Origin of the sequence: Vibrio litoralis DSM 17657, from assembly GCF_000426765.1 — a bacterium.
Classification (GTDB): domain Bacteria; phylum Pseudomonadota; class Gammaproteobacteria; order Enterobacterales; family Vibrionaceae; genus Vibrio; species Vibrio litoralis.
The window spans coordinates 40,895-65,403 of record NZ_AUFZ01000005.1; the positions used below are offsets into that span (position 1 = coordinate 40,895).

The 24,509-nt window shown below is 39.9% G+C and carries 25 protein-coding genes; 20 read left to right on the forward strand and 5 right to left on the reverse strand.

The features are described 5' to 3' along the window. Positions 1-8 precede the first annotated feature (8 nt). The 9 genes from K358_RS0102220 (at position 9) to ttcA (ending at position 8,197) form a co-directional block, all read left to right on the forward strand. A complete protein-coding gene (locus K358_RS0102220; protein ID WP_027695291.1) occupies positions 9-185 on the forward strand; it encodes a cbb3-type cytochrome oxidase subunit 3 in 177 nt (58 codons plus the stop codon). Next, positions 185-1,177 carry a cytochrome-c oxidase, cbb3-type subunit III gene (gene ccoP / locus K358_RS0102225; RefSeq protein ID WP_027695292.1) on the forward strand — a complete coding sequence of 331 codons (993 nt, stop codon included), beginning with the start codon at positions 185-187 and terminating at the stop codon, positions 1,175-1,177. The genes K358_RS0102220 and ccoP overlap by 1 nt, the downstream gene beginning before the upstream one ends. 76 nt (positions 1,178-1,253) lie before the next feature. After that, positions 1,254-1,733, forward strand: coding sequence for a FixH family protein (locus K358_RS0102230; protein WP_027695293.1), 480 nt, complete (start codon positions 1,254-1,256; stop codon positions 1,731-1,733). Between the two features lie 9 nt (positions 1,734-1,742). Beyond that, positions 1,743-4,133: a heavy metal translocating P-type ATPase gene (locus tag K358_RS0102235; RefSeq protein WP_027695294.1), complete on the forward strand. Its 2,391-nt coding sequence runs from the start codon at positions 1,743-1,745 to the stop codon at positions 4,131-4,133. A 12-nt stretch (positions 4,134-4,145) separates the two neighbouring features. Then, complete coding sequence (ccoS, locus tag K358_RS0102240; protein WP_027695295.1) at positions 4,146-4,331, forward strand: cbb3-type cytochrome oxidase assembly protein CcoS; 186 nt, start codon at positions 4,146-4,148, stop codon at positions 4,329-4,331. Continuing rightward, entirely contained in the window at positions 4,328-4,999 is a 672-nt protein-coding gene (locus K358_RS0102245) for a sulfite exporter TauE/SafE family protein (protein WP_027695296.1), read from the forward strand. The genes ccoS and K358_RS0102245 overlap by 4 nt, the downstream gene beginning before the upstream one ends. 93 nt (positions 5,000-5,092) lie before the next feature. After that, positions 5,093-5,839 carry a fumarate/nitrate reduction transcriptional regulator Fnr gene (locus K358_RS0102250; protein WP_027695297.1) on the forward strand — a complete coding sequence of 249 codons (747 nt, stop codon included), beginning with the start codon at positions 5,093-5,095 and terminating at the stop codon, positions 5,837-5,839. 228 nt (positions 5,840-6,067) lie between these two features. Beyond that, positions 6,068-7,009: a universal stress protein UspE gene (gene uspE, locus K358_RS0102255; RefSeq protein ID WP_027695298.1), complete on the forward strand. Its 942-nt coding sequence runs from the start codon at positions 6,068-6,070 to the stop codon at positions 7,007-7,009. A 234-nt stretch (positions 7,010-7,243) separates the two neighbouring features. Beyond that, positions 7,244-8,197, forward strand: coding sequence for a tRNA 2-thiocytidine(32) synthetase TtcA (gene ttcA / locus K358_RS0102260; protein ID WP_027695299.1), 954 nt, complete (start codon positions 7,244-7,246; stop codon positions 8,195-8,197). Positions 8,198-8,296: 99 nt separating this feature from the next. Here ttcA and K358_RS0102265 read toward each other — a convergent pair whose 3' ends face one another. From K358_RS0102265 to K358_RS0102275, 3 genes are read right to left on the reverse strand one after another with little or no spacing between them, the layout of a single operon-like run. Further along, the gene (locus K358_RS0102265; protein ID WP_051241141.1) at positions 8,297-8,953 is read right to left on the reverse strand and encodes a DUF2987 domain-containing protein; all 657 of its coding nucleotides are present in this window, start codon (positions 8,951-8,953) and stop codon (positions 8,297-8,299) included. Further along, on the reverse strand, positions 8,953-9,744 hold the full coding sequence (locus K358_RS0102270; protein WP_027695301.1) for a glucosaminidase domain-containing protein: 792 nt from the start codon (positions 9,742-9,744) through the stop codon (positions 8,953-8,955). The genes K358_RS0102265 and K358_RS0102270 overlap by 1 nt, the downstream gene beginning before the upstream one ends. Continuing rightward, on the reverse strand, positions 9,741-10,553 hold the full coding sequence (locus K358_RS0102275) for a DUF2189 domain-containing protein (RefSeq protein ID WP_027695302.1): 813 nt from the start codon (positions 10,551-10,553) through the stop codon (positions 9,741-9,743). Before K358_RS0102275 ends, K358_RS0102270 begins: the two co-directional genes overlap by 4 nt. A 267-nt stretch (positions 10,554-10,820) precedes the next feature. On the opposite strand from K358_RS0102275, the gene potA reads away from it, so the two are divergent. The 4 genes from potA (at position 10,821) to K358_RS0102295 (ending at position 14,797) form a co-directional block, all read left to right on the forward strand. Further along, positions 10,821-11,960 carry a spermidine/putrescine ABC transporter ATP-binding protein PotA gene (gene potA, locus K358_RS0102280; RefSeq protein WP_027695303.1) on the forward strand — a complete coding sequence of 380 codons (1,140 nt, stop codon included), beginning with the start codon at positions 10,821-10,823 and terminating at the stop codon, positions 11,958-11,960. A 6-nt stretch (positions 11,961-11,966) separates the two neighbouring features. Continuing rightward, a complete protein-coding gene (potB, locus tag K358_RS0102285; protein ID WP_038149517.1) occupies positions 11,967-12,821 on the forward strand; it encodes a spermidine/putrescine ABC transporter permease PotB in 855 nt (284 codons plus the stop codon). Continuing rightward, entirely contained in the window at positions 12,821-13,606 is a 786-nt protein-coding gene (gene potC / locus K358_RS0102290; RefSeq protein ID WP_051241142.1) for a spermidine/putrescine ABC transporter permease PotC, read from the forward strand. The genes potB and potC overlap by 1 nt, the downstream gene beginning before the upstream one ends. Before the next feature lie 144 nt (positions 13,607-13,750). Continuing rightward, positions 13,751-14,797, forward strand: a complete 1,047-nt coding sequence (locus K358_RS0102295) for an extracellular solute-binding protein (RefSeq protein ID WP_027695306.1) — start codon at positions 13,751-13,753, stop codon at positions 14,795-14,797. A gap of 98 nt (positions 14,798-14,895) precedes the next feature. Here the strand turns inward: K358_RS0102295 and cobB are convergent, their stop codons facing one another. Further along, complete coding sequence (gene cobB / locus K358_RS0102300; RefSeq protein WP_027695307.1) at positions 14,896-15,609, reverse strand: Sir2 family NAD+-dependent deacetylase; 714 nt, start codon at positions 15,607-15,609, stop codon at positions 14,896-14,898. 401 nt (positions 15,610-16,010) lie between these two features. Between cobB and K358_RS0102305 the strand changes: the two genes are divergently transcribed. The 3 genes from K358_RS0102305 (at position 16,011) to K358_RS0102315 (ending at position 19,653) form a co-directional block, all read left to right on the forward strand. Continuing rightward, complete coding sequence (locus K358_RS0102305; RefSeq protein WP_027695308.1) at positions 16,011-18,362, forward strand: ATP-binding protein; 2,352 nt, start codon at positions 16,011-16,013, stop codon at positions 18,360-18,362. Between the two features lies 1 nt (position 18,363). Next, the gene (locus K358_RS0102310) at positions 18,364-19,251 is read left to right on the forward strand and encodes a mechanosensitive ion channel family protein (protein ID WP_027695309.1); all 888 of its coding nucleotides are present in this window, start codon (positions 18,364-18,366) and stop codon (positions 19,249-19,251) included. A gap of 129 nt (positions 19,252-19,380) precedes the next feature. Continuing rightward, complete coding sequence (locus K358_RS0102315) at positions 19,381-19,653, forward strand: DUF2960 family protein (RefSeq protein ID WP_027695310.1); 273 nt, start codon at positions 19,381-19,383, stop codon at positions 19,651-19,653. Positions 19,654-19,760: 107 nt separating this feature from the next. On the opposite strand, the gene nagK is transcribed toward K358_RS0102315, so the two are convergent. Then, on the reverse strand, positions 19,761-20,684 hold the full coding sequence (gene nagK / locus K358_RS0102320) for an N-acetylglucosamine kinase (RefSeq protein WP_027695311.1): 924 nt from the start codon (positions 20,682-20,684) through the stop codon (positions 19,761-19,763). Between the two features lie 262 nt (positions 20,685-20,946). Here nagK and K358_RS0102325 point away from each other — a divergent pair, with 262 nt between their 5' ends. The 4 genes from K358_RS0102325 (at position 20,947) to K358_RS0102335 (ending at position 24,495) form a co-directional block, all read left to right on the forward strand. Beyond that, positions 20,947-21,414 (forward strand): C40 family peptidase, encoded by a 468-nt coding sequence (locus K358_RS0102325; protein ID WP_027695312.1) that lies wholly within the window; start codon positions 20,947-20,949, stop codon positions 21,412-21,414. Between the two features lie 149 nt (positions 21,415-21,563). Further along, a complete protein-coding gene (locus K358_RS0102330; RefSeq protein ID WP_027695313.1) occupies positions 21,564-22,436 on the forward strand; it encodes a fructosamine kinase family protein in 873 nt (290 codons plus the stop codon). 336 nt (positions 22,437-22,772) lie between these two features. Continuing rightward, positions 22,773-22,970 carry a CPXCG motif-containing cysteine-rich protein gene (locus K358_RS18940; protein ID WP_083962730.1) on the forward strand — a complete coding sequence of 66 codons (198 nt, stop codon included), beginning with the start codon at positions 22,773-22,775 and terminating at the stop codon, positions 22,968-22,970. Between the two features lie 151 nt (positions 22,971-23,121). Then, a complete protein-coding gene (locus tag K358_RS0102335) occupies positions 23,122-24,495 on the forward strand; it encodes an MATE family efflux transporter (protein WP_027695314.1) in 1,374 nt (457 codons plus the stop codon). Positions 24,496-24,509: the final 14 nt, after the last annotated feature.

The window sequence follows — 24,509 nt, forward strand, 5'->3', positions numbered from 1 at the left end:
AGAGAGATATGGATATCGTAACCGTTCATAGCATCTGGACCCTAGTTTTATTCATCAGTTTTTGTGGTGTTGTATGGTGGGCTTATGGAAGCAAAAGCCGCCAGTCTCGTTTTGATGAAGCTGCGAATCTTATCTTTGATGATGAGCCAGTTGAATCAGATAAAAAACAGGGAGGAATGCAGTAATGACTACATTCTGGAGTGTTTGGATTACCGTAATTACACTAGGTACAATTTTTGGTATTGCGGCCATTTTAATCTGGTGTCTAAAAGATAAAATGGGCGTAGAAGAAGGTGCGGATATGGGGCATGAATACGATGGTATTCGTGAACTTAATAACCCACTTCCTAAATGGTGGACCTACTTATTCTTCTCTACATTTTTATTTTCAGCTATTTATCTCGCACTATACCCTGGTTTAGGTAACTTTCCTGGTCTATTAGGTTGGACAAGTTCTCCTCAACAAGTTAAGTCTGTCGAAGAAATGAATGCTGCAATTAAAAATGCTCAAGAAAATAAACAATTGGATGAGTATTCCAAAGAGTTAGATGATGCCGATAAATTTTACGGTGAGTCGTTTAAGCGCTTAGCTTATAACTCTGAAGGTACCGCATACCGTACATTACCTGAAATTGCTGCAGATCCAGATGCCTTACGTGTAGGACAGAACTTGTTTTTACAAAACTGTTCTCAGTGTCATGGCTCTGATGCGCGTGGTTTCAAAGGTTTCCCTAACTTAACCGATGATGCTTGGTTATACGGTGGTGAACCTGAAGCTATCTTGACCACTATTCGTCATGGCCGTGTAGGTGCGATGCCTGCATGGGGAGAAACATTTGGCGATGATGGTGTACGTGAAGTGGTAAGTTATGTCTTGAGCTTATCAGGACGTAAAGTTAACTCACGTGAAGCGGCGGCTGGTAAAGTGCGCTTTGCGGCGTGTGCGGCTTGTCATGGTACCGATGGTAAAGGTAACCCAGCATTTGGTGCACCAGATCTAACGGATAAAGATTGGTTATTTGGCGATTCTCGCGCTGATGTGACTGAATCTGTTGAGTATGGTCGTCAAGGTGTGATGCCTGCTTGGAGCAATATCTTAGGTGATGATAAAGTTCACCTTGTTGGTGCTTATGTCTGGAGTTTGAGTAACCAACCTCAGCCAGCATCTGCCCAATAATACATTAAGTGGTTTAACAGCCCCGCTCTGGGGCTGTTTTTTCTTGTATCTATTTCGTTTTATTTGTGAGCACACTATGCAACAGCCCTGGTATAAACAATTCTGGCCTTGGTTTCTAATTTTCCTTCCTATGTGCGCAGTCACCGGTGGTTTCATTACCCTTGGTCTATTTACGAAAAATAGTGTCGATTTGGTTTCTGAAAATTACTATAAAGAAGGCAAAGGGATTAATGTCGATCTGACTAGAATACATGTCGCAAAAGGCTTCAAACTTAATGCTAGTGTTGTTTCAACTCCTAGAGGCGTAAGTTTTAAGTTAGACAAAGGTAAGCTCGAGCTTTACCCTGCTTTAAAAGTCTCATTTACTCACCGAACCTTACCTGATCGTGATTTCGAACGTACTCTTAGCTCTGATGCTAATGGCAATTATCGACTTAGTTTAGATACGCCGTTACAAGGCCCTTGGTTCATTAAACTAGAGCCACATAACAAAGAATGGATTATCCAAGGGAAAGTCGCGTTTCCTAGCAAAACACCAACCGTTTTACTTGATTAAGGCGTAAAAATGTCTGCTCGTTCGACGCATCAAGTGTGTTATCACTGTAATGATGATGTACCTGCTAATACTAACTGTAACGTTGAAATACTTGGGCAGATTCGCCCTATGTGCTGCCCTGGTTGCCAATCAGTTGCACAAACTATCGTAGAAAGTGGTTTAGTTTCTTATTATCAATATCGCACCACTTCTGCTGAAAAAGTTGAGCTGGTTCCTGAGCAGCTGCAAAAGCTCATTCATTACGATAATGAAGATGTTCAGAAAGAGTTTGTGCGACACACTGAAGATATGTCAGAAGTTACCTTGTCACTTGATGGTGTGTCTTGTGCTGCTTGCGCATGGCTTATCGAAAAGCAGTTAATGGCCTACTCCGGTGTTATTTTAATTCGTGTGAACATCACTACCAACCGAGCCATATTACGTTGGGATGACTCTAAGATTCATTTAAGTGAGCTATTAAAAAATATCCATCAATTAGGATATAAAGCTGCACCGTTTGAGCCTAATCAGCATGAAGAAAGCTACCATCAAATGATGAAGCAATACCTTTATCGCTTGGGGGTTGCAGGCTTAGCAACAATGCAAGTTATGATGCTTGCTATTGCACTTTATTTTGAAGTGTTCTCTGATCTCGATAGTGAGTTTAAACAGTTTTTAAGAGTGGTCAGTTTGATCTTCGCAACACCTGTACTGCTCTATTCTGCTCAGCCTTTCTATATTAATGCTTGGCGTAGTTTAAAGGCCAAGACGCTAGGTATGGATGTTCCCGTATCTATCGCACTTATCTTTGCTTATATCTCAAGCTTATGGGCCACCGTGGCGGGCAAAGGTGAAGTGTTTTTCGAATCAATTTCCATGTTCACCTTCTTTTTATTAGTAGGTCGTTTCTTAGAAATGCGAGCACGCCGTAAAGCAGCCACCGCCAGCGCAAATTTATTGAAACTAGTGCCAGCAATGGCAAGGAAGTTAGATGGAAGTCAGATCCCAGTCCGAAGCTTAGCGATTGGCGATGTAATTCGAGTGTTACCCGGAGAGCATATTCCTGCCGATGGACAGATTGTAGTTGGTACCACACAAGTCGATGAGTCCATGCTCACGGGTGAATCGATCCCCGTTTTAAAACAGCACCATGATTTTGTTTATGCCGGCACTATGAATGTTGGCGAATCTTTTAAGTTGGAAGTCACTTGCCACAAAGCCGATTCTGTTATTTCCAATATTGTAAGGTTGCAAGATGAGGCCCAGTTATCAAAGCCTAAAATCGCAGAAATTGCCGATCATGTTGCTAAGTATTTTGTTGCGGTCATTCTTGTCATTGCTGGTGCTACTTGGTTTTATTGGTATCAACACCGACCAGATGAAGCATTTTGGATTATGTTGTCGGTACTCGTGGCAACCTGTCCATGCGCTTTATCTCTTGCGACCCCAACAGCTGTGACATGCTCAACTTCAAAGCTGGGAAGCCTTGGTATTTTATTGCGTAAAGGTCATGTATTTGAAACCTTATGCCGAGTAGATCATATCGTATTGGATAAAACCGGCACCCTGACGGAAGGTAATATTGAGATTAGTGATACGGAGCTTTTAGATAGTCAGTATACGAACTATCAAGTACTCGCGATTGCTGCTGCGTTAGAGCAACATGCTAACCACCCAATCTCAAAGGCATTCCAGAAATATTCATCCGAAGAAGTCACGATAGAAAATGTCTCTAACGTTATTGGCTCTGGTGTGTCAGGACAGTATTTAAATGATGTTTGGCATATTGGAACTTTACCTTTTGCCTTAAATACAGATGGACGAGAGTTAGAGCAGTCACAAGCGTCTTCGGTTTATTTATCTTGTAATCACCGTTTAGTTGCACGTTTTGAGTATACCGACCCTATACGTAAAGAAAGCCTCAGTTTTGTGAAGCAATTACAAAATGCCAATATCGACATCACGCTACTGACGGGAGACTCAAAGTTAAATACTCAAAAAGTCGCTTCAGCGTTGGGCATTACCCAATATCAATGCTCTGCCAAACCTGAAGACAAATTAGCTTATCTACAGTCTCTTAATGAGAATAGCGTTACCTTAATGATTGGTGATGGTATTAATGATGCTCCAACTTTAGCGGGAGCCCACCTTTCCGTTGCCATGGGAAGTGGTTCAGATGTGGCAAAATCGTCTGCGGATATGGTCTTACTTGGCGATAGACTGGATAAAGTACTTGAAGCTAGAGAGCTTGCCATTCAAACTCGTGGTATTATTCGACAAAATTTAGCTTGGGCACTAGGCTATAATGCCTTAATTCTTCCATTGGCTGTTATGGGGTTCATTGCTCCTTATTTTGCCGTTATTGGTATGTCCGCAAGTTCTATTATTGTGGTAACCAACTCACTTAGACTGCTGAAGTAATAAGGTTCTGAAATGGCCAGTTTGTATTTGTTAATTCCTATCGCCATCATATTTGTCTGTATCGCCGTTGCTTTATTTATGTGGGCAGTAAAATCGGATCAATTTGATGATCTCGATCGCCAAGGTCATAGCATTTTGTTCGATGACAATGATGAGGTAAAAGCGGAACTCGCAGAGAAAAAAGATAAAGCACAATGAATACAGATTGGGTAGCAGCGTTTCTAATCGGCTTATTAGGCGCCGGTCACTGTATGGGTATGTGTGGTGGTATCGCTTCTTTAATGAACCTAGGGAAAGTTTCAACTAAAAGACAATGGTTGAATCCCCTTTTTTATAATATTGGCCGTTTATCTAGTTATGCTCTAATTGGAGCAATAATAGGCGGCTCCATTTCAACTATTTCGTCCTACTCTGGAATTAACTCTCCACTCAATTGGTTACGCCTTTTATCTGCTGTATTTATGCTACTACTGGCTTTATATATAGGACAATGGTGGAATGGCCTGATATGGATAGAAAAACTAGGTCAAAGCCTTTGGAAGCACATCGCGCCATTCGGTCAAAAGCTACTTCCTATTAAGCGCCCTATCTATGCGATTCCATTTGGTTTCATTTGGGGATGGCTTCCATGTGGCTTAGTCTATTCTATGTTGACTTGGGCGGCAGCGGCTGGAAATTCGATTAATGGCGCTTTGATCATGCTGGCATTCGGCTTGGGTACCTTGCCATTGATGCTAGCGGTTGGCGTGAGTGCGACTCAGTTTAATCAATTGGTGAAATCCTTACTCTTTAGACGCCTTGGCGCCTTTATTTTATTGGCCTACGCTTTATTTCAGTTGTATCAAGGGGTTGTCCGTTTACTGTAATATAACGGTTACATCCGATGATTTTCTACTGTCCTTTAGTGGTATGAGGTGCTAAAATATTGATGTATATCAATTTAAACTGCTCGGTATTTTATGATTTCAGATAACGCAAAAACGAAACGAGTCCAATCAGGTGGCTGTGCCATTCATTGTCAGGACTGCAGTATCAGTCAATTATGTATTCCGTTTTCATTAAATGAAACGGAGCTGGATCAACTTGATGAAATTATCGAGCGTAAAAAACCGGTCCAAAAAGGACAAGAAATTTTCAAAGCAGGTGATGAATTAAAATCACTTTATGCGATTCGTTCAGGTACAATAAAAAGTTACACCATCACAGAACAAGGCGATGAACAAATCACCGCGTTCCATCTTGCTGGTGACTTAGTTGGCTTTGACGCAATTAATAACAATGCTCACCCTAGTTTTGCGCAGGCGTTAGAAACTTCAATGATCTGTGAAATACCTTATGAAACTTTGGACGATCTTTCTGGTCAAATGCCAAAATTACGTCAGCAAATCATGCGTTTAATGAGCAATGAAATCAAAGGCGACCAAGATATGATCTTGCTGTTGTCTAAGAAGAATGCTGAAGAACGTTTAGCTGCATTCCTATATAGCTTATCGACTCGATTCTCACAACGTGGCTTCTCCCCTCGTGAATTCCGATTAACCATGACTCGTGGAGATATTGGTAATTACCTAGGGTTAACGGTTGAAACCATCAGTCGCCTACTCGGCCGTTTCCAGAAAAGTGATATCCTGAGCGTTAAAGGTAAGTACATTACGATCATCGACCATGATGCATTACAAAAACTTGCCGGTTTTTCTGAAGAATAGAAATTAGATATATAAACAATGATTAAGCCGCTAAGTTTTCATACTTAGCGGCTTTTTTCTTTCCAAAATCAAGGTTATGTCACTAATAATTATCTGCAAATTCAGCTAAAGTTAAACCAGTACCAACGGATTTCTTTTGCTGAAAGAATCAAAATCTAGGCATGTTGTACCCTTGGTATACTTTGATCTGTTGTTAGGTCATATGAGTTAAGGAAGGGAGAGCTTATTATGAATTCATACAAAAACATTTTGGTGGTGGCTGATGTTAATAATGTTGAACAATCAGCATTAGCGCGTGCATTTCAGATTGTGCGAGATCTACCGAACCCCGCTCCAATTACTTTTTTTCTATCTATTTATGATTTTTCATACGATATGACATCCATGTTGTCTTCTGAAGAGCGCGATGCAATGAGACGTGGTGTTATTCAACAACGTGAAGGTTGGATGAAAGAAGTTGCCCAACCTTATTTGAAAGATGGTGTGGAATTTAACGTTAAAGTTGTTTGGCACCATCGTCCATATGAAGCCATTATTGGTGAAGTGTTCTCTGGTAGTCATGATATCGTCTTAAAAGCGACTCGTCAGCATGATGCTCTTGAGTCCGTGTTCTTTACACCAACAGATTGGCATTTATTGCGTAAGTGCCCATGTCCTGTATTACTTGTTAAAAACCACGATTGGCCGGTTAATGGAAATATCATTGCATCGGTTCATGTGGGTTCGGAAAACACCACCCACATTGCGCTTAATGAAAGCATGGTAGAGCAAGGTTTAAAATTTTCGAAACAACTGAATGCCGAACTATTTCTTGTTAACTCCTACCCCGTGACACCAGCGAATATTACGGTAGAGCTACCGGAGTTTGATCCGACTTCCTATACTGACGCTGTTCGTGGTTTTCACTTAACGGCGATGAAGGCACTACGTCAAAAGTATGGTATTGATGAAGAGCACACTAGAGTCAATGAAGGCTTGCCAGAAGATGTCATTCCAAAAGCTGCCAAAGAACTTGATGTTGGTTTAGTGATTTTAGGAACCACGGGTAGAACCGGTCTGTCTGCTGTGTTTATTGGTAATACAGCAGAGAATGTCATTGATAAGATAAACTGTGATGTTTTGGCACTGAAACCAGAAGGCTTTATTAGCCCACTCGATCCCAATTCATAGTTAATAGTAGGCTATTAAATTGGATATCAAACGGCAAGAGCAACCCTTTCGAGTGTTGCTCTTTTGTCATTTGTGAGTATTATACTGCCTTTATTTATGCAGCACCTATAACCTTTAAAAAACGCTATGATTTTTGAAGATCTCAACGATCTTTAAAAGCTCCATAATTTTAAAAACTATAGGTACTTGGCAACACCGTCAAGCATAGCTTGAGATCAGTAAAGGCAAATCACCATGAATTCAGATCAAAATACTGTTGAAGAACTTGAGCAAGCAGCAAAGAAGCAAGCTGAGCAGTATAATTTCAATAAGTTACAGAAGCGTATTCGTCGTAATACAGGTCAAGCTATTGCTGACTTTAATATGATTGAAGATGGTGATCGTATCATGGTGTGTCTCTCTGGCGGTAAAGACAGCTTTACCATGTTAGAGATTTTGATGAGCCTACAAAAAAGTGCACCCGTTAATTTTGAGCTCGTAGCAGTCAATTTAGACCAAAAGCAGCCAGGTTTTCCTGCTCATATATTACCGGCCTATCTTGAGTCATTAGGTATCGAATATAAGATTGTTGAAGAAGATACTTACTCAATCGTTCAAGATAAGATCCCTGAAGGTAAGACGACCTGCTCTCTTTGTTCTCGTTTACGTCGTGGTATTTTATACCGCACCGCTAATGAAATTGGTGCAACCAAAATTGCATTGGGTCATCACCGTGATGATATTTTGGAAACGTTATTTTTAAATATGTTTCATGGCGGAAAAATGAAAGCAATGCCACCTAAATTGGTATCGGATAATGGTGAACATGTAGTGATTCGCCCTCTTGCTTACTGCCGCGAAAAAGACATCATTAAGTTCTCTGCAATACGTGACTACCCAATTATTCCTTGTAACCTATGTGGCTCGCAACCTAACTTGCAGCGCCAAAACATTAAGCAAATGCTTAACGAATGGGATAAGCGTTTTCCAGGCCGTATTGAGACAATGTTCAAAGCTGTACAAAACGTGGTACCTAGCCATTTGGCCGATCACAATTTATTTGATTTTAAATCGATTGATCGTGATTCAGGCGTAATCAATGGTGGTGATATTGGTTTTGATAAAGAAGCATTACCTGAAAGTTCAGTAGTGTCAGAAGATGCTGTCGAGTTTGATCCTAGTTTACAGCTTGATGTAACGAATATTTAATTTCGACCATACTTAGCCTAAGCTGCGGATAACTAGAAAAAGAGCCGAACAATTCGATATTGTTCGGCTCTTTTTTTATCTTATAAACTATTCTACTAGTTACTTTTCAAGTAAAGGCAATGCCCTGAACGTGGCCTGTGGCAGTAATAACGATTCACCTTTAGAGAGTTCAGTTAAGCTTACTTTGGCTTTTCCGTCATCGATTGGGAACGTATTGCCTTTAGAGGTTTGGATGACGCCTTGTTTTAGCCCATCAAACTCTAATGTTAGGCCAATCACTTTTGGCGCAAACCAACTTGAAAACATCCCACCTAGGTCATCGAGCATCTTGCTCATTTGAGGAAGCAGTGTCTCAATATCTTGATAAGAAACCTCTCCGGAAAGTGGCTGCTTAGTCATAACTACCATAGAGAAATCACAGGTCTTACCTTGCTCTGCATTGACATAGACTAAAGGGCCAACCTGTCGCAAGTTGTCATCAAGTGGCACGATAAGCTCTTGAGATGGTGGGATCACAAACTCTTCGTAATGTTTGTCTTTTTCCATCCAGGCTTTATCAATTTTACATAAACGAGAAGTTTGATGTTCTTGAAAAAAGAATGCGACTTTTACATCGGGATGGCCTTCTTCAAGGTTATTTTTCATCTGTGTATAAAGCTTAGAATAATTAAAACGGTACTGCTGAGCATGCGCAGGTAGTGCTAAAATGGAAGCACATAACGCTGCGACCAACCCAATACGACGAATGTTAACCATTATTTGTCCGTCCAAAATTCAGAGTTATGTTTAATCATCGATTGAAGATCATCAACGTAATCTTGTCCACGCTCAGAGTAACTCAGTAAGCCGTTGGTTAACTCTAATGCCGTTGCTTGAGATTTTAAATCTTGCTCATTAGCGGCTAATTTCGCTCTGATATCACGAAGTTCTTTATAAGCGTTATTACGGTTCACATTCATAAAGTACGCGTGAATAGATTGTTGTGGAGAATCAAATTTTGCTACTTCATGAGTTGCCCCTTCAACACGGTGTAAGGGAACTAATCCACAACCTTCTACATAACACCATTGTCCAAAGAAGTTATTGCCTTCTTTAGCAAACCTTGAAGTACCCCATGCAGATTCATTCGCCGCTTGAGTTAAAACTAGTGACTGCGGCAAAACATTAACGCGATTAAGCATTGTATCTAACCATGCTTCGTTAATTCCCGTTTCAGGGATGGCTAATTCATAATCTTCAGCCAATTGTTTTGCTTTTGATGGCACTGATGAGAGGTCCCCATCTTCAAATTGTTTTTTTATCTCCAATAGATCATGACGCTCTTCCAGTACACGAGCATTCTCTTTTGCAATACCAGGACGAAGCGCGTCAAAGAACTTTTGCTTTTTAAGATGAATATCATCAACCGGCATTGGCGCTTTAGGTTTAGTCGCACTCTCTGCTGCCTGTTCCTTGCTGGTATCAGGTTGTTGATTATAGTGATTTTGAAGATAGTAAACAGCCCAAAACGAAAGGATTGCTAAGGTCATGATGATTTTTTTCTTCATGCGTCAAACACCTGTGATTGTTTATTATTGTGGTTAGGCGGCGTTCCGCTTCCACCTGAATTGATGACTTTCATTTTAATTCCAAACATATCGCGATAGATGATGCCTTTAACATGGAAGAAAAATGGTAGAACAAGGATAAAGCCGATCCCATAGAAAAGAGCCGCGGCAAAAAACATAAAGAGAATCAAAGCATAAACTGCCGCGATGGTTAGAAGTTTCTTATTAACTGCACGAAAAGACAGTAACAATGACTTCATAGGTGTCATTCTCTTTTCACACACCAGAAAAACAGAATTACTGAAAGTCATTGAAATATATAAAGATAGGAAAGGCAAGATCGCCCCTGCCAGACCTTGGAGTACTAATCCCATCAGAGTGACTAGCATGACTGGAATAGTAAAATGTAATCCCTTAAAGATGTGATTCGTCTTGGTTTTAAAGCCTGTAGCATGACTCATCGCCATTAAACAAACGCCCGCATATAATGGCGCACTGATAATTTCGTAGCTAAAATTAGCGACCATGACAGATTGAATGATGTTTTCTATTTGAGTGGAATCTGCACTGCCATCAAGCAGAGTAAAAAGAATGCTAGGATCACCAAGCTGTAATTTTAACGCCACCATAAATATTGCAATTTGCAAAATAATTAGCACGCCGATCGTTGGGGAAAATGACCAGAAATTTTTACGAGTAAGCTGCCATGCTTCTTTAATGATGTTGGCTGCTTTTAGTTCGTATTGCCCTGATAGCGCGGTATCTATATTGCCACCGACATTAAACTCTTTTTCTACATTATCATTCATAAAATGGGGATCCAGGATTTCTAACTAGCATAATTGTGGCTCATTATACTCAAGACACCTTAATATGCGAGTTTGTGTCTATTTCATTTTGTAAAAGCATAGATTGGTAAATCATTGTTATTCTTTTTTGTATATCAGGTATGAATAGATGATAATTAATAACTTCATAGTAAAAAAATGCTATGAATTACACTTAATGGCGACTATGATTCGCCCTCAAATTTTTGTGTCTAACATCGCTGTTCTTTCTTGGGAGAAATACAGAAATTGAACGTTGAATCTACTCAAACTTCTACCGTTATCCAGCTGACTGGTATCAGCAAAAGTTTTGATGGTAAATCCATCATTGAAAATTTCGATCTTAATGTTAACCATGGTGAGTTCTTAACTATTTTAGGACCTTCTGGCTGTGGTAAAACAACGGTATTAAGGATGATTGCAGGGTTTGAAACGGTTGATTCCGGCAAGATTCTACTAGCAAGTGAAGATGTGACTGAACAACCTCCCGAGCAAAGACACGTTAATACTGTATTTCAAAGTTATGCCCTTTTCCCTCACATGACCGTGTTTGAAAATGTTGCCTTCGGTCTACGTATGCAAAAAGTAGCGCAAACGGAAATAGAGGCGAGAGTTGAGGAAGCGCTAAAAATGGTTCGATTAGAATCAATGGCACAACGCAAACCTCATCAACTTTCTGGTGGTCAACAGCAGCGCATTGCGATTGCGCGAGCAGTGGTTAATAAACCTAAAGTACTGCTTCTCGATGAATCATTATCCGCTTTAGATTACAAACTTCGTAAGCAAATGCAGTTAGAGCTGAAACAATTGCAACGTAAGCTTGGTATTACCTTTATTTTTGTTACTCACGATCAAGAAGAAGCGCTTTCAATGTCTGATCGCATTATTGTTATGCGTGATGGTGTTATTGAACAAGATGGCTCACCGCGTGAAATTTACGAAGAGCCAAAAAACCTATTTGTCGCCAGCTTTATCGGTGAGATTAATACCTTTGAAGCCAAGGTAGTGAAGCGTAATGATGAGAAGACAATCACCGCTTTAATTGAAGGTATTGAATGCTCAGTGCATTACAAGCACCCTGTCCAACCCGGCCAACATCTTAATGTTCTTCTTCGTCCTGAAGATATACGCATTGAAGAGATCAAAGAATCTGAAGATATTGGTATTGTTGGTCATGTAACAGAACGTACTTATAAGGGTATGACTTTAGATTCTGTAGTTGAACTTGAGTCAGGGATGCGAGTGATGGTCAGTGAGTTCTTTAATGAAGACGATCCTGATGTCGATCACTCGATTGGCCAAAAAGTTTCGATTACTTGGGTAGAAAGCTGGGAAGTTGTTTTACCACAAGATGGCGATTCTCATACTAACCATGAAGAAATAGAGTAGATACAAATGAAGAAACTCAATCTTCAAAATAGCATAGTACTTGTGATTGTTTCATGGCTGATGCTGTTTGTCTTTATTCCAAATTTGATGATTATCATTACCAGTTTTTTAACACGTGATGAAGCCAATCTAATCGAATTAACCTTTACGCTAAGCAACTATGCTCGCTTGCTTGATCCGCTTTATGCCAAAGTCATGCTGCATTCATTGTACATGGCGGTTGTGGCAACAGGCTTGTGTTTGCTTATTGGTTACCCTTTTGCATATATTGTCGCAAAAATGCCAGTCAAGGTTCGTCCATTTATGCTGTTTATGGTCATTGTGCCATTTTGGACCAACTCATTGATTCGTACTTACGGCTTAAAAATTGTCCTAGGTACTCAAGGTATTGTGAATAAAAGCTTAATGGCGATAGGCGTGATTGAGCATCCAATACGCATTATGTATACCGAAACAGCGGTAATGATAGGTCTAGTCTATATCCTACTCCCTTTCATGATTTTGCCTTTGTATTCAGCGATTGAAAAGTTAGACCGCACCTATATTGAAGCAGCAAGAGATCTTGGAGCCAATAAGCTCCAAACTCTATTAAAGGTTGTCTTACCCCTCACCATGCCAGGTATTATTGGCGGTTGTTTATTAGTATTGTTGCCCGCTTTAGGTATGTTCTACGTTTCTGACCTACTCGGTGGCGCGAAAAACTTACTGATTGGTAACGTAATTAAGAGCCAAGTGCTCAATGCTCGTGATTGGCCATTTGGTGCCGCAACGAGTATCGCATTAACCCTAGTGATGGCATTGATGCTTTATGCCTACTATCGTGCCGGTAAATTATTGAATAAAAAAGTGGAGTTAGACTGATGAAAAAGTCTATTGGTGGAACGGTAGCCAAGTCTAGCTTTATGAGTTTGGTCTACCTGTTTTTATACCTGCCTATTATTGTTTTGATCGTAAACTCATTTAATGCCAGTAAATTTGGCATTAAATGGGGCGGATTTACGACTAAGTGGTATAGCGACTTAATGAATAATGACAGCTTAATCCAAGCTGCTGGTCATTCAATCACGGTGGCAGTCTTTTCCGCTACCGCAGCAACCATTATTGGTAGCTTAGCGGCTGTCGCGCTGTTTCGATATCAGTTTAAAGGTAAAGGCGCGGTTAACGGCCTACTGTTTGTTGTCATGATGTCGCCGGATATTGTGATGGCAATTTCATTACTTGCCTTGTTTTTGGTAGTAGGTTTCCAGTTAGGGCTAATTACCCTGCTTATTTCGCACATTACCTTTTGTTTGCCTTTTGTTGTGGTGACGGTTTACAGCCGCTTAAAAGGCTTCGATGTGAAAATGCTGGAAGCGGCGAAAGATTTAGGTGCCAGTGAATGGATTATTCTAAAACGTATCATTTTACCTTTAGCTAAACCTGCGGTTGCCGCTGGTTGGTTGCTGAGTTTTACCCTATCGCTTGATGATGTCATTATCAGTTCTTTTGTAACGGGGCCAAGCTATGAAATTTTGCCGTTGAAAATTTACTCTATGGTTAAAGTGGGTATCTCTCCAGAAGTGAATGCTCTGGCAACCGTGATGTTAGTCGTCTCTTTAATGTTGGTTATGTGCTCACAGGCTTTAGCTCGAGATAAAGTGAAGTAAAACCAACATAAGTTACCGAAGAAATACTTTAAAAAACAATTTATATGACTATACTCACACTATTTTGAAGCTAATGATAACTCTGAAAAAGATGATCATTAGCTAAAGTGTTAATAAATAAAAATTCCATACTGGGGGAAATCAATGAAGACATGGTCTAAGTTTTTTGTCGGTGCAGCACTAGCGGCTACATTTACCACAGGTTATGCGTATGCTGAAGATAAAGAACTTTATTTTTATAACTGGTCTGAGTATATCCCAAATGAAGTTTTACAAGACTTCACCAAAGAAACTGGAATTAAAGTCATTTACTCTACTTATGAATCCAATGAGTCAATGTACGCCAAGTTAAAAACACAAGGTAAAGGCTACGATTTAGTGGTGCCTTCTACTTACTTTGTATCTAAAATGCGTAAAGAAGGCATGTTGATGAAAATCGACCACGCCAAGCTTTCTCACTTTGTCGATTTGGATCCTAATTATCTAGACAAACCTTTTGACCCAGGTAACAACTACTCTATCCCTTATATTTGGGGCGCAACAGGTATCGGTATCAACACTGATATGTTAGATAAATCATCAATCAAAAAATGGGATGATTTATGGGATCCAAAATGGGTTGGCCAATTAATGATGATGGATGACCCTCGTGAGTTATTCCAAATTGCCTTAACCAAATTAGGCTACTCAGGCAATACCACCGATCCAGAACAGATTAAGCAAGCTTACCTTGAGCTGAAAAAGCTAATGCCAAACGTATTAGTATTTAACTCAGATTTCCCTGCTAACCCTTATTTAGCCGGTGAAACATCACTAGGTATGTTGTGGAATGGTTCGGCTTATATGGCTCGTCAAGAAGGCGCTCCAATTCATATTATTTGGCCAGAAAAAGGAACCATCTTCTGGATGGATAGTTTAGCAATCCCTTCTGGCGCAAAAAATACTGAAGCGGCATATAAAATGATTAACTTCTTATTACGTCCAGAAAATGCGGCAAAAATTGCAATGGAAATAGGTTACCCTACACCGGTTAAAACAGCCTACCCACTGCTGCCGAAAGAATTTGCTAATGACGAGAATGTTTTCCCACCACAGAAAGTATTAGATTCTGGTGAGTGGCAAGATGATGTTGGTGATGCTAACGTGCTATATGAAGAGTATTTCCAAAAGCTTAAAGTAGATATGAACTAGTCTTTACACAAAGATCATAAGTAACCAATGAAAACCACTGGGATGAATAGTCTCAGTGGTTTTTTACATTAACTGGAGCAGAAATTACATGAGTTGGATTAGAGTTTTAGTAGTTGTTCAACAAGCTTAGGCACTTCAATACTTGCTTTTCCATATCGCTTCTCAGCAAACTCGCTTTCTACCGCACTCGGTTCTAGGTTAATTTCGATGGTATGTGCGCCATGCATTTTAGCATCATGAACAAATCCTGCTGCGGGATAAACGACGCCAGACGTACCAATAGAGATAAATAAATCGGCGTCTTCAATGGCTGCATAGATTTCCGCCATTTGTAGCGGCATTTCTCCAAACCATACGATATGTGGCCTCAGTGGATTTGGAATTTGGCAACAATGACATAAGTCATGAACATCTAGATCTTCATAACGTTCAATTACTTGGTTAGACTCTGGGCAGCGAACTTTAAATAGCTCACCATGCATATGAATAATATTGTGACTTCCACCTCTTTCGTGCAAGTTGTCGATATTTTGAGTCACAATCGTTACTTTACCATCAAGTTTGCTCTCAAGTTCAGCTAAAGCTACGTGAGCGAGATTCGGCTCGATATGCTTATCTTGCAGTCCTTTGCGGCGTTGGTTATAAAAGTTTTGTACCAATTCAGGGTTGTAGCTATAACCTTCCGGAGTCGCGACATCTTCAATTCTATGATTTTCCCATAATCCATCTTGAGATCGGAAAGTTTGGATGCCAGATTCTGCTGATATACCAGCCCCTGTCAGGACCACAATGTTTTGATATGGGAAGTTCATTCGAATCCTTTTGAGGTAATGATTTGTCTTAATCTTTATACCCAAGTAACTTCAAGGTGCAAGTTTCAGCATCTTGAAGTCACTTGGGTATATAAGGATAATTTATCTTGTCTATTCATGTAATTGCAACGACAAGATAAAAAGTTTTGTCCTAGATCCCTATTTAATATTAATTGATGCAAATAACAGAAGTTATCATCACTAAAGTTAACTATACAAATACCGCTATTTCTTTGCCGGAGAACAAGCACTTAATGACAATAACTAATAGAATAAGTTATGATTTGCGCCGCTATTGTCCTATCTTTAGTAAGATATATCCAAGTAACTTCAAGGTGCGAGTTTCAGTATCTTGAAGTCACTTGGATATATAAACTATCAACTATTTATAAGTGATATCTATGGGTAAAATTTACCAATTCTGTTTGGCCTTCTTGTTTTTGTTCTCATTAAATGCACATGCAGAATGGGAGCCGACACAACAATCACAAGTCGCAAAAATTACGCCACAAGCACAAAGCATATCGGATAAAGTTTCTAAACTACCCGATCCTTTATTTATGACGGATGCCGATCATGCAATGGTCGATGAACTACTCTCTACTACCCTTTATCAAATCGACAAGACGACGCAAGATTTTGATGCATCATTAAAAGAATATCGAACCCAAGGTGGTCAAAAAGCTTGGCTTTCGGCACAAGAAGATTATTTATCACTTCATAGTTTTAATCGTTCAAAGCAAGACTTACTCAAATTGGTCAATAACCGAGTTTATAATAACTTAACTGGTTTTGGCCCATTTGGGGTGACTCAATTTAAAAACGAAATACATATTACCCAGCTTAACGCTCAATATTTGCTTTTCTTTCAAATTCAGAGTTTTAAGCAATTCATTAAAGACCTAGCAATATCCCCAGTACCGGTTATTGTCACCATCATCAAGCTATTCCTTGTTTATCTAATTTTAAATTGGTGGCTCCGAAATAGCCCTGAAATGATCAAGCAATTTCGCAAAGCAAAGTTAGATTCTCCAGCAAGCGCTCCACCAATATGGGTTCGTTTATTGTGGTACATCAGTAAAGCAAATAAGCCAATTGCGTGGTTAATTGCGATTACGGTTTCCTTAGATATCCTTTCAGGCTTACAAAGCCTACAACACGTCAAGTTCTTAGATATTTTCACTTGGTGGATCTTGGGTGGATCTATCGCGGTTAAATTCATCTTAGAGTTCGTGTACCGAAATAGTCGCAGTACCTCTAAAGATATCATTGCTATTCGACTATCCACCATTCGTTACTACGTTTGGAGTGTGATTGGCGCAGGCGTTTTATTACAAATTACTAAGACGACTGTTGGTGAAGGTACCATTTATCACTGGGTTTCTAGCTTGATGTTTCTATGGTTTATCTTAATTACCATCGTTGTATTAAGAAAATGGAAACCATACGTATTTAGTGACAATAACGTTAATCTAGACCACCCTATTTGGGCGCAATGGGCGATTAATCATAAAGATAGTTTTAGTCTATCAACGATTGCCACGGCGATAATGACATTTTGGATTTTTACCCGTCATTTGAAGCAATTCGTGATTTCAAACTTATCTCAATATGCCATTTTCAGCCAAGCACTTGCCTACTTGTTCCGTATTGAAGTGGCGAAACAAAGTGATAATGGGGGGCAAAACACTAACTTACTTCCTCTTTCTGGTGACGAAATTTTCCAATATGTTTTACCTGGTCGAGAAGACAGTGAGTTAATTAGTTATGCTTCTGATGAAATTAAGCAACTCTCACGCTATGTATTAACTGATAGCCCTGCTATGTGTGTCGTTTCAGGTGAACGAGGCATTGGTACCACAACATTATTAAAACAGATTCTATACCGTGTTAATAATGCTGAGCCGATTTATTTAAACTGCCCTAATTCTGGTTATGCAGAATTAGTTGCTAATTTAGCAGAGCAAATCGGGTTAAGCCGTGAATCGACCGACATCCAACTTTTAACTCATTTACGTAAAAGTGAAACTTGTTATTTATTTGCCGTCGACAATGCACAAAGACTTGTCAAACCTATGGTTGGAGGGCTTTCTGGGCTTATTAAGTTTGCGAATTTAATGCGCCGTTCTAAGAAAAATCACCGCGTATTATTGGCGATTGAAAAATCAAGCTGGCGCTTTGTCGACCGCGCAAGAGGCGAACGTCTATTATTTGATTTAGTAGCATTTATGCCTCGTTGGTCTGAAGCACAAATCACCAACTTGCTCGATTCACGTTTAAATAAAGAGTTAGAAAACCCAGTGTCATTTGATGATTTGAATCTACCTAAACAGTGGGATCAGGATGATCTTTCAGAAGAAGAACGTATGCGCCAAGGTTTTTACCGTATCTTATGGCACTACGCGGACGGAAACCCTACTGTCGCTCTGCGTTTCTTCCGCTTGTCTTTACGTAAAGATCAAACTACGGAAAAAATCGTAGTGCGCCTTTTTCAAGCACCAGAATCTGAAGAACTTGAAAAAATGCCAAAGCCTATGCTGGCCATTTTGCGCTCAATTGTGCAGCTTGAAATATCGACCCCAGAAGAACTTTCAGAATGTACTCAGCTCACTATTCCTGAAGTTATTGGTACATTACGCTACTTTGAAAGCCGTAATTACATTGAATGGTCAGATGATAAAGCGAAAATTTCCGATCACTGGTATCGATACATTACCAACGCCTTGCACCGTCAACATTTATTGGTGAAGTAATATGAAAAAGTTTCTTAGTTTAATCGTCTTATTGATGGTGAGTTCAACTGCTCTAGCTGCAGAAGGAACAGAAGAACATTTAGACAATATAGTGCAATTTACTAGCCTGATTCGTTGGGGCGGTGTATTTTTCTCTTTCTTTGTCATCTTGGCTTCTTGGATACTATTACGATTTACGAATCGCCTAGTCGAAACCTTTAGTACCCAATTCGTACAGTATCGAATGGTGCTACAAAAGTTGCAGTCTTTCTTCCAGTTTTTCGTATATATGACAGCCGGTTTAGTTGTCTTTATGATTAGCTTTCGGATCAATGACCAAATTCTTACGTTGATTGGTGGTACCTTAGCGGTTTCCATCGGCTTTGCATTGAAAGATCTAGCGGCATCATTCATCGCCGGTTTAACCGTGATGATTGATAGACCTTTCCAAGTTGGTGACCGAGTGACATTTGAAGGTAATTACGGTGATATCATCACGATCGGTCTGCGCTCAGTACGCATGCGAACACTGACTGATGACATCATCACAATACCGAATAACAAATTTTTAAGTGAAGTGACCATGAGTGGTAACTACGGCGCACTTGATATGCAATGTGTGATCCCTTTTTATATTGGAATGGACCAGGATATCAACTTAGCTCGTGATTTGATCCAAGAAGCAGCCTCATCAAGCCGTTATATTCACCTACCTAAGCCGGTTGTCGTGTTGGTTAACCAAGAAATTGCTGATAACTACATGGCGATAAAACTCACCTGTAAGGCGTATGTAGTTGATACTGTGTATGAGAAGTTATTCGAAACCGATATTACATTACGTGTGATGAAAGAATTTAAACACCACAATATTCAGCCACCAATGATTGCAGTGCGCTCAACCGTACAGTAGCAATGATTTAACGCTCTAGCTCCCTATACGGTGAGTTTGGGTATATACTTGAAGTCACTTGGGTATATAATCCACATAATTAATTTTGAGCAGTAATTTCGGTTACTGCTTTTTCATTTAAGGCGTTTTATGTCTCGCACAATTTTATACACATACAAAAATGAAGAAAAAACCTTAGCGTTTAGCTACCGTGATTTTCACTCTATCCATGAAGCAGTTGCCGCTCATGAAGGGATTGATATTCGTGAGTACCTAAAAATGGAGCAATCAATTGAAGCGGTGTCTGATACTAAGACCGTTCGTAACTACCGCGACGCACATTTTAAAAAGCTTGGTTTTGGTAAAATAACCTTAATGCCGAAAGAGAATATCGGTATTGGTCAGAAGAAGAAAAATAGCTGACCGACTAAAAAGGCTCGATGAAATGACATCGAGCCTTTGTGTTTATACAGACTTATCTTGTTTATACAGACTTATCTTGTTTATACAGACTTATCGCATCAGTGAAATTATTGAATATTCAAAAATGCAGCGCCACGTACACCACCAGAATCGCCATGTTTGGCTTTTAAGATATGAGGTACTTTACCTATAGAAAGCAAATGAGGTTGTATACGCTTTGGCATTTCTTCGTAAATTGCTTCAAAGTTTGATAAACCACCACCGAGTACCACGACATCTGGGTCAAAAGCAGTAAATATATTACCTAAACAAATGGCCAGTAATTCCATAAAGCGTTCAACATGTTCAACTGCTTTTGGCTCTTTTTGTTGATACTGTTTGATGATATCGATAGCCTTAACTTGTTCATCATAGTAGTGGTGATAAAGCTGCTCAAAACCACGACCAGACAAGTAGTTATCGATACAGCCTTTTTTATCACAGCCACAGCCAAATAATGGTGCGTCTTTATCTTTAGCGCTATCGTTCAAGTGGAACCAAGCATCTATTGGCATACGGGTATGACCCATCTCACCCGCAACATGACTACCACCAGAAACCACATGACCGTTAACGACAATACCCCCGCCAAAACCAGTGCCGAGAATTAACCCTAAAACGCTTTCTTTACCTTGATGCTCTTCATCCCAAGCTTCTGATAGCGCAAAGCAGTTTGCATCATTAGCCACTTTTACTGGGCGGTCTACCAAAGCTTCAAGATCTTTACGTAAGAACTTTCCTTTTGCGGCAGGGACATTTGAAGTTAACACAGCACCATCTTCAACACTTTCCATCCCCGGGATTCCGATACCAATTGTGCCTTTTAGCTCAAACTGCTCATCATATTTAGCCACTAAACTGGCAAGTGTCTCTAATAATGCTTGGTAATCTTCTCCAGGTGTTGGCACCCTTTCCGACGCGACTCTTTCTAATTTTTCGTTAAAAGCACCAAATTCAATCTTTGTGCCACCGACATCAAAACCGTAATACATTAATTCTCTCCATAAATTAAAATATAAAATTAAAAACAAATAAAATTAGGCTTATTATCCATAAACTTGTTGTACAAACTGTGATGGTTACGCTAGTTAGGCCCCTACTGGATTCAAGTGCGCGTTTTTCCGACACGTTTGGCCTATTCTGACTCAATACTGCCACCATATTAACTGGCGAGCATTTACTCATTACTCGTTATCCGATAGCATCTTGAAGTTACTTGGGTATATTAATCCACACAATCAAAGCTAGGTAGAGATGAACAAAGCACTGACTATTCCATTAATGAGTTTCCTGTTGCTGGCTGGCTGTGCTTCGAACCCACCTTCTACGCCACCTCTTCCTTCTACTCCTATAGAGAAAACAGAGTTCCAACACTTATACAAATCATGGTCTGGTGTTCCTTATCAATTTGGTGGTAGTACCAAACGTGGAATAGATTGCTCTGCTTTTATGCAAGTCACCATGTCGACAATTTATCAGCTGAACCTTCCTCGTACCACTGAATTACAAAGCCAACAAGGCTACTTTATTCCAGAAGAAGAAGCCGCTTTTGGTGATCTTGTCTTCTTTAAAACCGGTTGGAACCAACGTCATGTTGGAATGTACATTGGTAATAATCAATTTATGCATGCTTCAACCTCTAAAGGTGTGATTATTTCACGTCTGGATAACCCTTATTGGGCAAGTAAATTTTGGCAGTTTAGGCGATTTAGTCCAAATTAAATACGTTGTTTTCCCAAGTGACTGCTATATAAACAACAGCTCGGATAACGTCAGTAAATTTAACTAATTTTTGCGAATCAGCTCTCTAATTTAAAAGTTCAACTAAGCTAATGTCATAGACTGATAACTTTCAGATTCTGGAGGCAACTATGTGGCATGGTATTGCACAACAGCTATCACAAGTACTGGCGTTTGAATTTGTTATTCAGGAGCGAGAAAGGTTGCAAGGTGGTGATTCTAATCAGTGCTATATGCTCTCTGATGGTCAGCAGCGTTACTTTGTCAAAATTAATGACCGAGAATACCTACCAAAATTTGAATCCGAAATAGATAATTTATCGAGCCTTCTTCATACTGGCACCCTATCGGTTCCTCAACCGGTTACTTGTGGTGTAGTCAAAGAACACGCCTTCTTAATCTTAAATTACCTACCTACCAAACCGCTCACCGCGCCAACTGAGCAATACCACTTAGGGCAACAATTAGCCCATCTCCATTTGTGGGGAGAGCAAAAAGAATACGGTTATGATGCCGATACCTATGTTGGTTTAAACCTGCAACCTAATGCTTGGCATAAAAAATGGGGAATTTTTTTCTCTGAATGCCGCATTGGCTGGCAATTGCAGTTACTAAAAGAAAAAGGGATTGAGTTTGGTGACATCGAGGAAATCGTAGCGTTAGTGAAACAAAGAATCGGTACTCATAACCCGAAGCCTTCCCTTTTGCATGGCAACTTAAGTGATAATAACTATGCGTTATCAGTCAATGGCGCTATCTGTTACGACCCATCTAGTTATTGGGGAGATCCAGAGTGCGATCTGGCAATCACCGAAGAATTTAGTCATTTAGGGCCGGAGTTTTTTGCTGGTTATGAAGATATCTTATCTATCGATGATAGTTACTATAAACGCCGAGATCTCTATCAGCTCTATTACCTTCTTTGTCGATGCAATCAATATGGCGGAGAATATCTCACTCAATGCGTATCAAAGATTCAACTTATACAACAAGGCTCTATCTAATTTATTGTTAATTCAGTCACTTAATTAACAAATGAAAACGGTGAGATATGCGTCGTAATAAAATGTCACTCATAGACTAGACTTACAATTAATTTCAGCGTGGCCGATTTTTAACCATGTTGTAGATTTTAAAAATACAACTTTACGATGAATAGCAGGATAAATCGGGCAGTTTTTTGTTCATTACTTTGCACTAATTCAATCTTTTCGCTTTTTTTCAATCATGAACTAACTTAAAGCGCTAATATTGGATTAAATCAGACCAAGTTAACCACTTGGTCTATTTATTTTGTAGTTCATTCAGCTTGGCACAAAGACGTAATAGTGAGGAAAGCAATGATAAAATACACTGAAAAAAGAGTAGCCTGCCCACATTGCGGACATCAAATTGATATGACTGTGGATTCATCTAGAGGCGACCAAGATTTTTATGATGACTGCCCTTCATGCAATCATGCTATCCACCTAGAGCTTAAAGTTAATAATACCAAAGTTCATCTCACAGTGGGGGTTGAAGACCATTCAATCTTCTAATATTTACAATAGGTTATAAGTTCCACTATCCCGAATAATTGCTCCAAAATTGTTCGGGATTTTTTTATTGTTATTTTGTAAAATTTTTATCGCTAATTGTATACAACTAGATATAATTCTTTTCCGCCTTTTCACGCAGTTAGGACTTGATATGCACCGTTATCGTAAAGAAGGTTCAATCCTTGTTAAGTTAGCAACCCCCGTGCTATTGGCTTCTGTTGCTCAAACGGGCATGGGATTCATTGATACCGTAATGGCCGGTGGCGTGAGCGCTACTGATATGGCTGCAGTCGCGGTTGCGTCTAGTATCTGGCTCCCTTCTATTCTGTTCGGCATTGGCCTGTTGTTGGCCTTGGTTCCTGTGGTCGCTCAACTTAATGGCTCTGGCCGACAAATAAGAATTGCCCATGAAATTCAGCAAGGCTTCTACTTGTCGTTCCTGGTAGCGATTCCTATTGTTTTGGTTTTATCACAGACCAAGCATATTCTCGACATCATGCATATTGAGCCCGTGATGGCACAAAAAACCAATGGCTATATGTTTGCCATGATTTTTGCCGTTCCCGCGTTTCTACTCTTCCAAACGTTGCGTAGTCTGTCCGATGGTTTATCGCTAACCAAACCGGCAATGATTCTCGGCTTTCTAGGCTTGGCGATTAATATTCCATTAAACTGGATTTTTGTTTATGGCAAGTTTGGTATGCCAGCGCTTGGCGCGGTGGGCTGTGGCGTGGCAACGGCTATTGTTTACTGGGTGATGTTTTTACTGATGCTTGCTTATGTATTAGTTGCGCAGCGTTTTAAGAATATTCATATTTTCAGTGAATTCCATAAACCGAACTTGCACTCATTAAAACGCTTGTTTCGTTTGGGGTTCCCTATCGCCGCTTCACTGTTTTTTGAAGTCACCTTATTTGCAGTGATTGCTTTGCTTATCGCTCCGCTCGGCCCAATTGTGGTTGCTGCCCACCAAGTTGCGATAAACTTTTCAACATTGATCTTTATGCTACCGATGAGTATCGGGGCTGCCGTCAGTATTCGTGTAGGTCACCAACTCGGTGAAAAAAGTGTTGAAGGCGCTAAGATTTCAACGCATGTAGGGATATTATTTGGGTTTGCAACAGCCCTCATCACTGCTTTATTAACAGTGATATTTCGCCATCAAATTATTGACCTTTATACCGATAATCCAGAAGTAACAGTTATCGCCCTTCACCTTTTAATCATGGCGGCTATCTATCAATGCAGTGATGCAGTTCAAGTTGTAGCAGCAGGCGCATTGCGTGGCTATAAAGATACTAGCTCGATATTTAGTCGCACCCTAATTTCTTATTGGGGAATCGGCATGCCGGTTGGTTATATTTTAGGAATGACCGATTGGCTAACATCGAAGCCTATGGGAGTAACTGGTTTCTGGATTGGTATCATTGTAGGGCTAACCATGGCAGCAATATTGCTCTCTATTCGCTTATTATGGCTACATAAACAAGACGATACGGTACAGCTAGACTTTTCGACCCGTTAGTTCATTGCTGAAAA

Excerpts from the sequence above, each read along its gene's own strand:
- K358_RS0102220 (WP_027695291.1), top strand. The coding sequence starts at position 9 with ATGGATATCGTAACCGTTCATAGCATCTGGACCCTAGTTTTATTCATC.
- K358_RS0102245 (WP_027695296.1), top strand. The coding sequence starts at position 4,328 with ATGAATACAGATTGGGTAGCAGCGTTTCTAATCGGCTTATTAGGCGCC.
- cobB (WP_027695307.1), bottom strand. The coding sequence starts at position 15,609 with ATGAACTTCCCATATCAAAACATTGTGGTCCTGACAGGGGCTGGTATA.
- K358_RS0102230 (WP_027695293.1), top strand. The coding sequence starts at position 1,254 with ATGCAACAGCCCTGGTATAAACAATTCTGGCCTTGGTTTCTAATTTTC.
- potB (WP_038149517.1), top strand. The coding sequence starts at position 11,967 with ATGAAGAAACTCAATCTTCAAAATAGCATAGTACTTGTGATTGTTTCA.
- uspE (WP_027695298.1), top strand. The coding sequence starts at position 6,068 with ATGAATTCATACAAAAACATTTTGGTGGTGGCTGATGTTAATAATGTT.
- K358_RS18940 (WP_083962730.1), top strand. The coding sequence starts at position 22,773 with ATGATAAAATACACTGAAAAAAGAGTAGCCTGCCCACATTGCGGACAT.
- K358_RS0102235 (WP_027695294.1), top strand. The coding sequence starts at position 1,743 with ATGTCTGCTCGTTCGACGCATCAAGTGTGTTATCACTGTAATGATGAT.
- K358_RS0102295 (WP_027695306.1), top strand. The coding sequence starts at position 13,751 with ATGAAGACATGGTCTAAGTTTTTTGTCGGTGCAGCACTAGCGGCTACA.
- nagK (WP_027695311.1), bottom strand. The coding sequence starts at position 20,684 with ATGTATTACGGTTTTGATGTCGGTGGCACAAAGATTGAATTTGGTGCT.
- ccoP (WP_027695292.1), top strand. The coding sequence starts at position 185 with ATGACTACATTCTGGAGTGTTTGGATTACCGTAATTACACTAGGTACA.
- K358_RS0102335 (WP_027695314.1), top strand. The coding sequence starts at position 23,122 with ATGCACCGTTATCGTAAAGAAGGTTCAATCCTTGTTAAGTTAGCAACC.
- K358_RS0102275 (WP_027695302.1), bottom strand. The coding sequence starts at position 10,553 with ATGAATGATAATGTAGAAAAAGAGTTTAATGTCGGTGGCAATATAGAT.
- K358_RS0102265 (WP_051241141.1), bottom strand. The coding sequence starts at position 8,953 with ATGGTTAACATTCGTCGTATTGGGTTGGTCGCAGCGTTATGTGCTTCC.
- K358_RS0102325 (WP_027695312.1), top strand. The coding sequence starts at position 20,947 with ATGAACAAAGCACTGACTATTCCATTAATGAGTTTCCTGTTGCTGGCT.
- ccoS (WP_027695295.1), top strand. The coding sequence starts at position 4,146 with ATGGCCAGTTTGTATTTGTTAATTCCTATCGCCATCATATTTGTCTGT.
- potC (WP_051241142.1), top strand. The coding sequence starts at position 12,821 with ATGAAAAAGTCTATTGGTGGAACGGTAGCCAAGTCTAGCTTTATGAGT.
- K358_RS0102305 (WP_027695308.1), top strand. The coding sequence starts at position 16,011 with ATGGGTAAAATTTACCAATTCTGTTTGGCCTTCTTGTTTTTGTTCTCA.
- K358_RS0102330 (WP_027695313.1), top strand. The coding sequence starts at position 21,564 with ATGTGGCATGGTATTGCACAACAGCTATCACAAGTACTGGCGTTTGAA.
- K358_RS0102315 (WP_027695310.1), top strand. The coding sequence starts at position 19,381 with ATGTCTCGCACAATTTTATACACATACAAAAATGAAGAAAAAACCTTA.
- K358_RS0102270 (WP_027695301.1), bottom strand. The coding sequence starts at position 9,744 with ATGAAGAAAAAAATCATCATGACCTTAGCAATCCTTTCGTTTTGGGCT.
- K358_RS0102250 (WP_027695297.1), top strand. The coding sequence starts at position 5,093 with ATGATTTCAGATAACGCAAAAACGAAACGAGTCCAATCAGGTGGCTGT.
- K358_RS0102310 (WP_027695309.1), top strand. The coding sequence starts at position 18,364 with ATGAAAAAGTTTCTTAGTTTAATCGTCTTATTGATGGTGAGTTCAACT.
- ttcA (WP_027695299.1), top strand. The coding sequence starts at position 7,244 with ATGAATTCAGATCAAAATACTGTTGAAGAACTTGAGCAAGCAGCAAAG.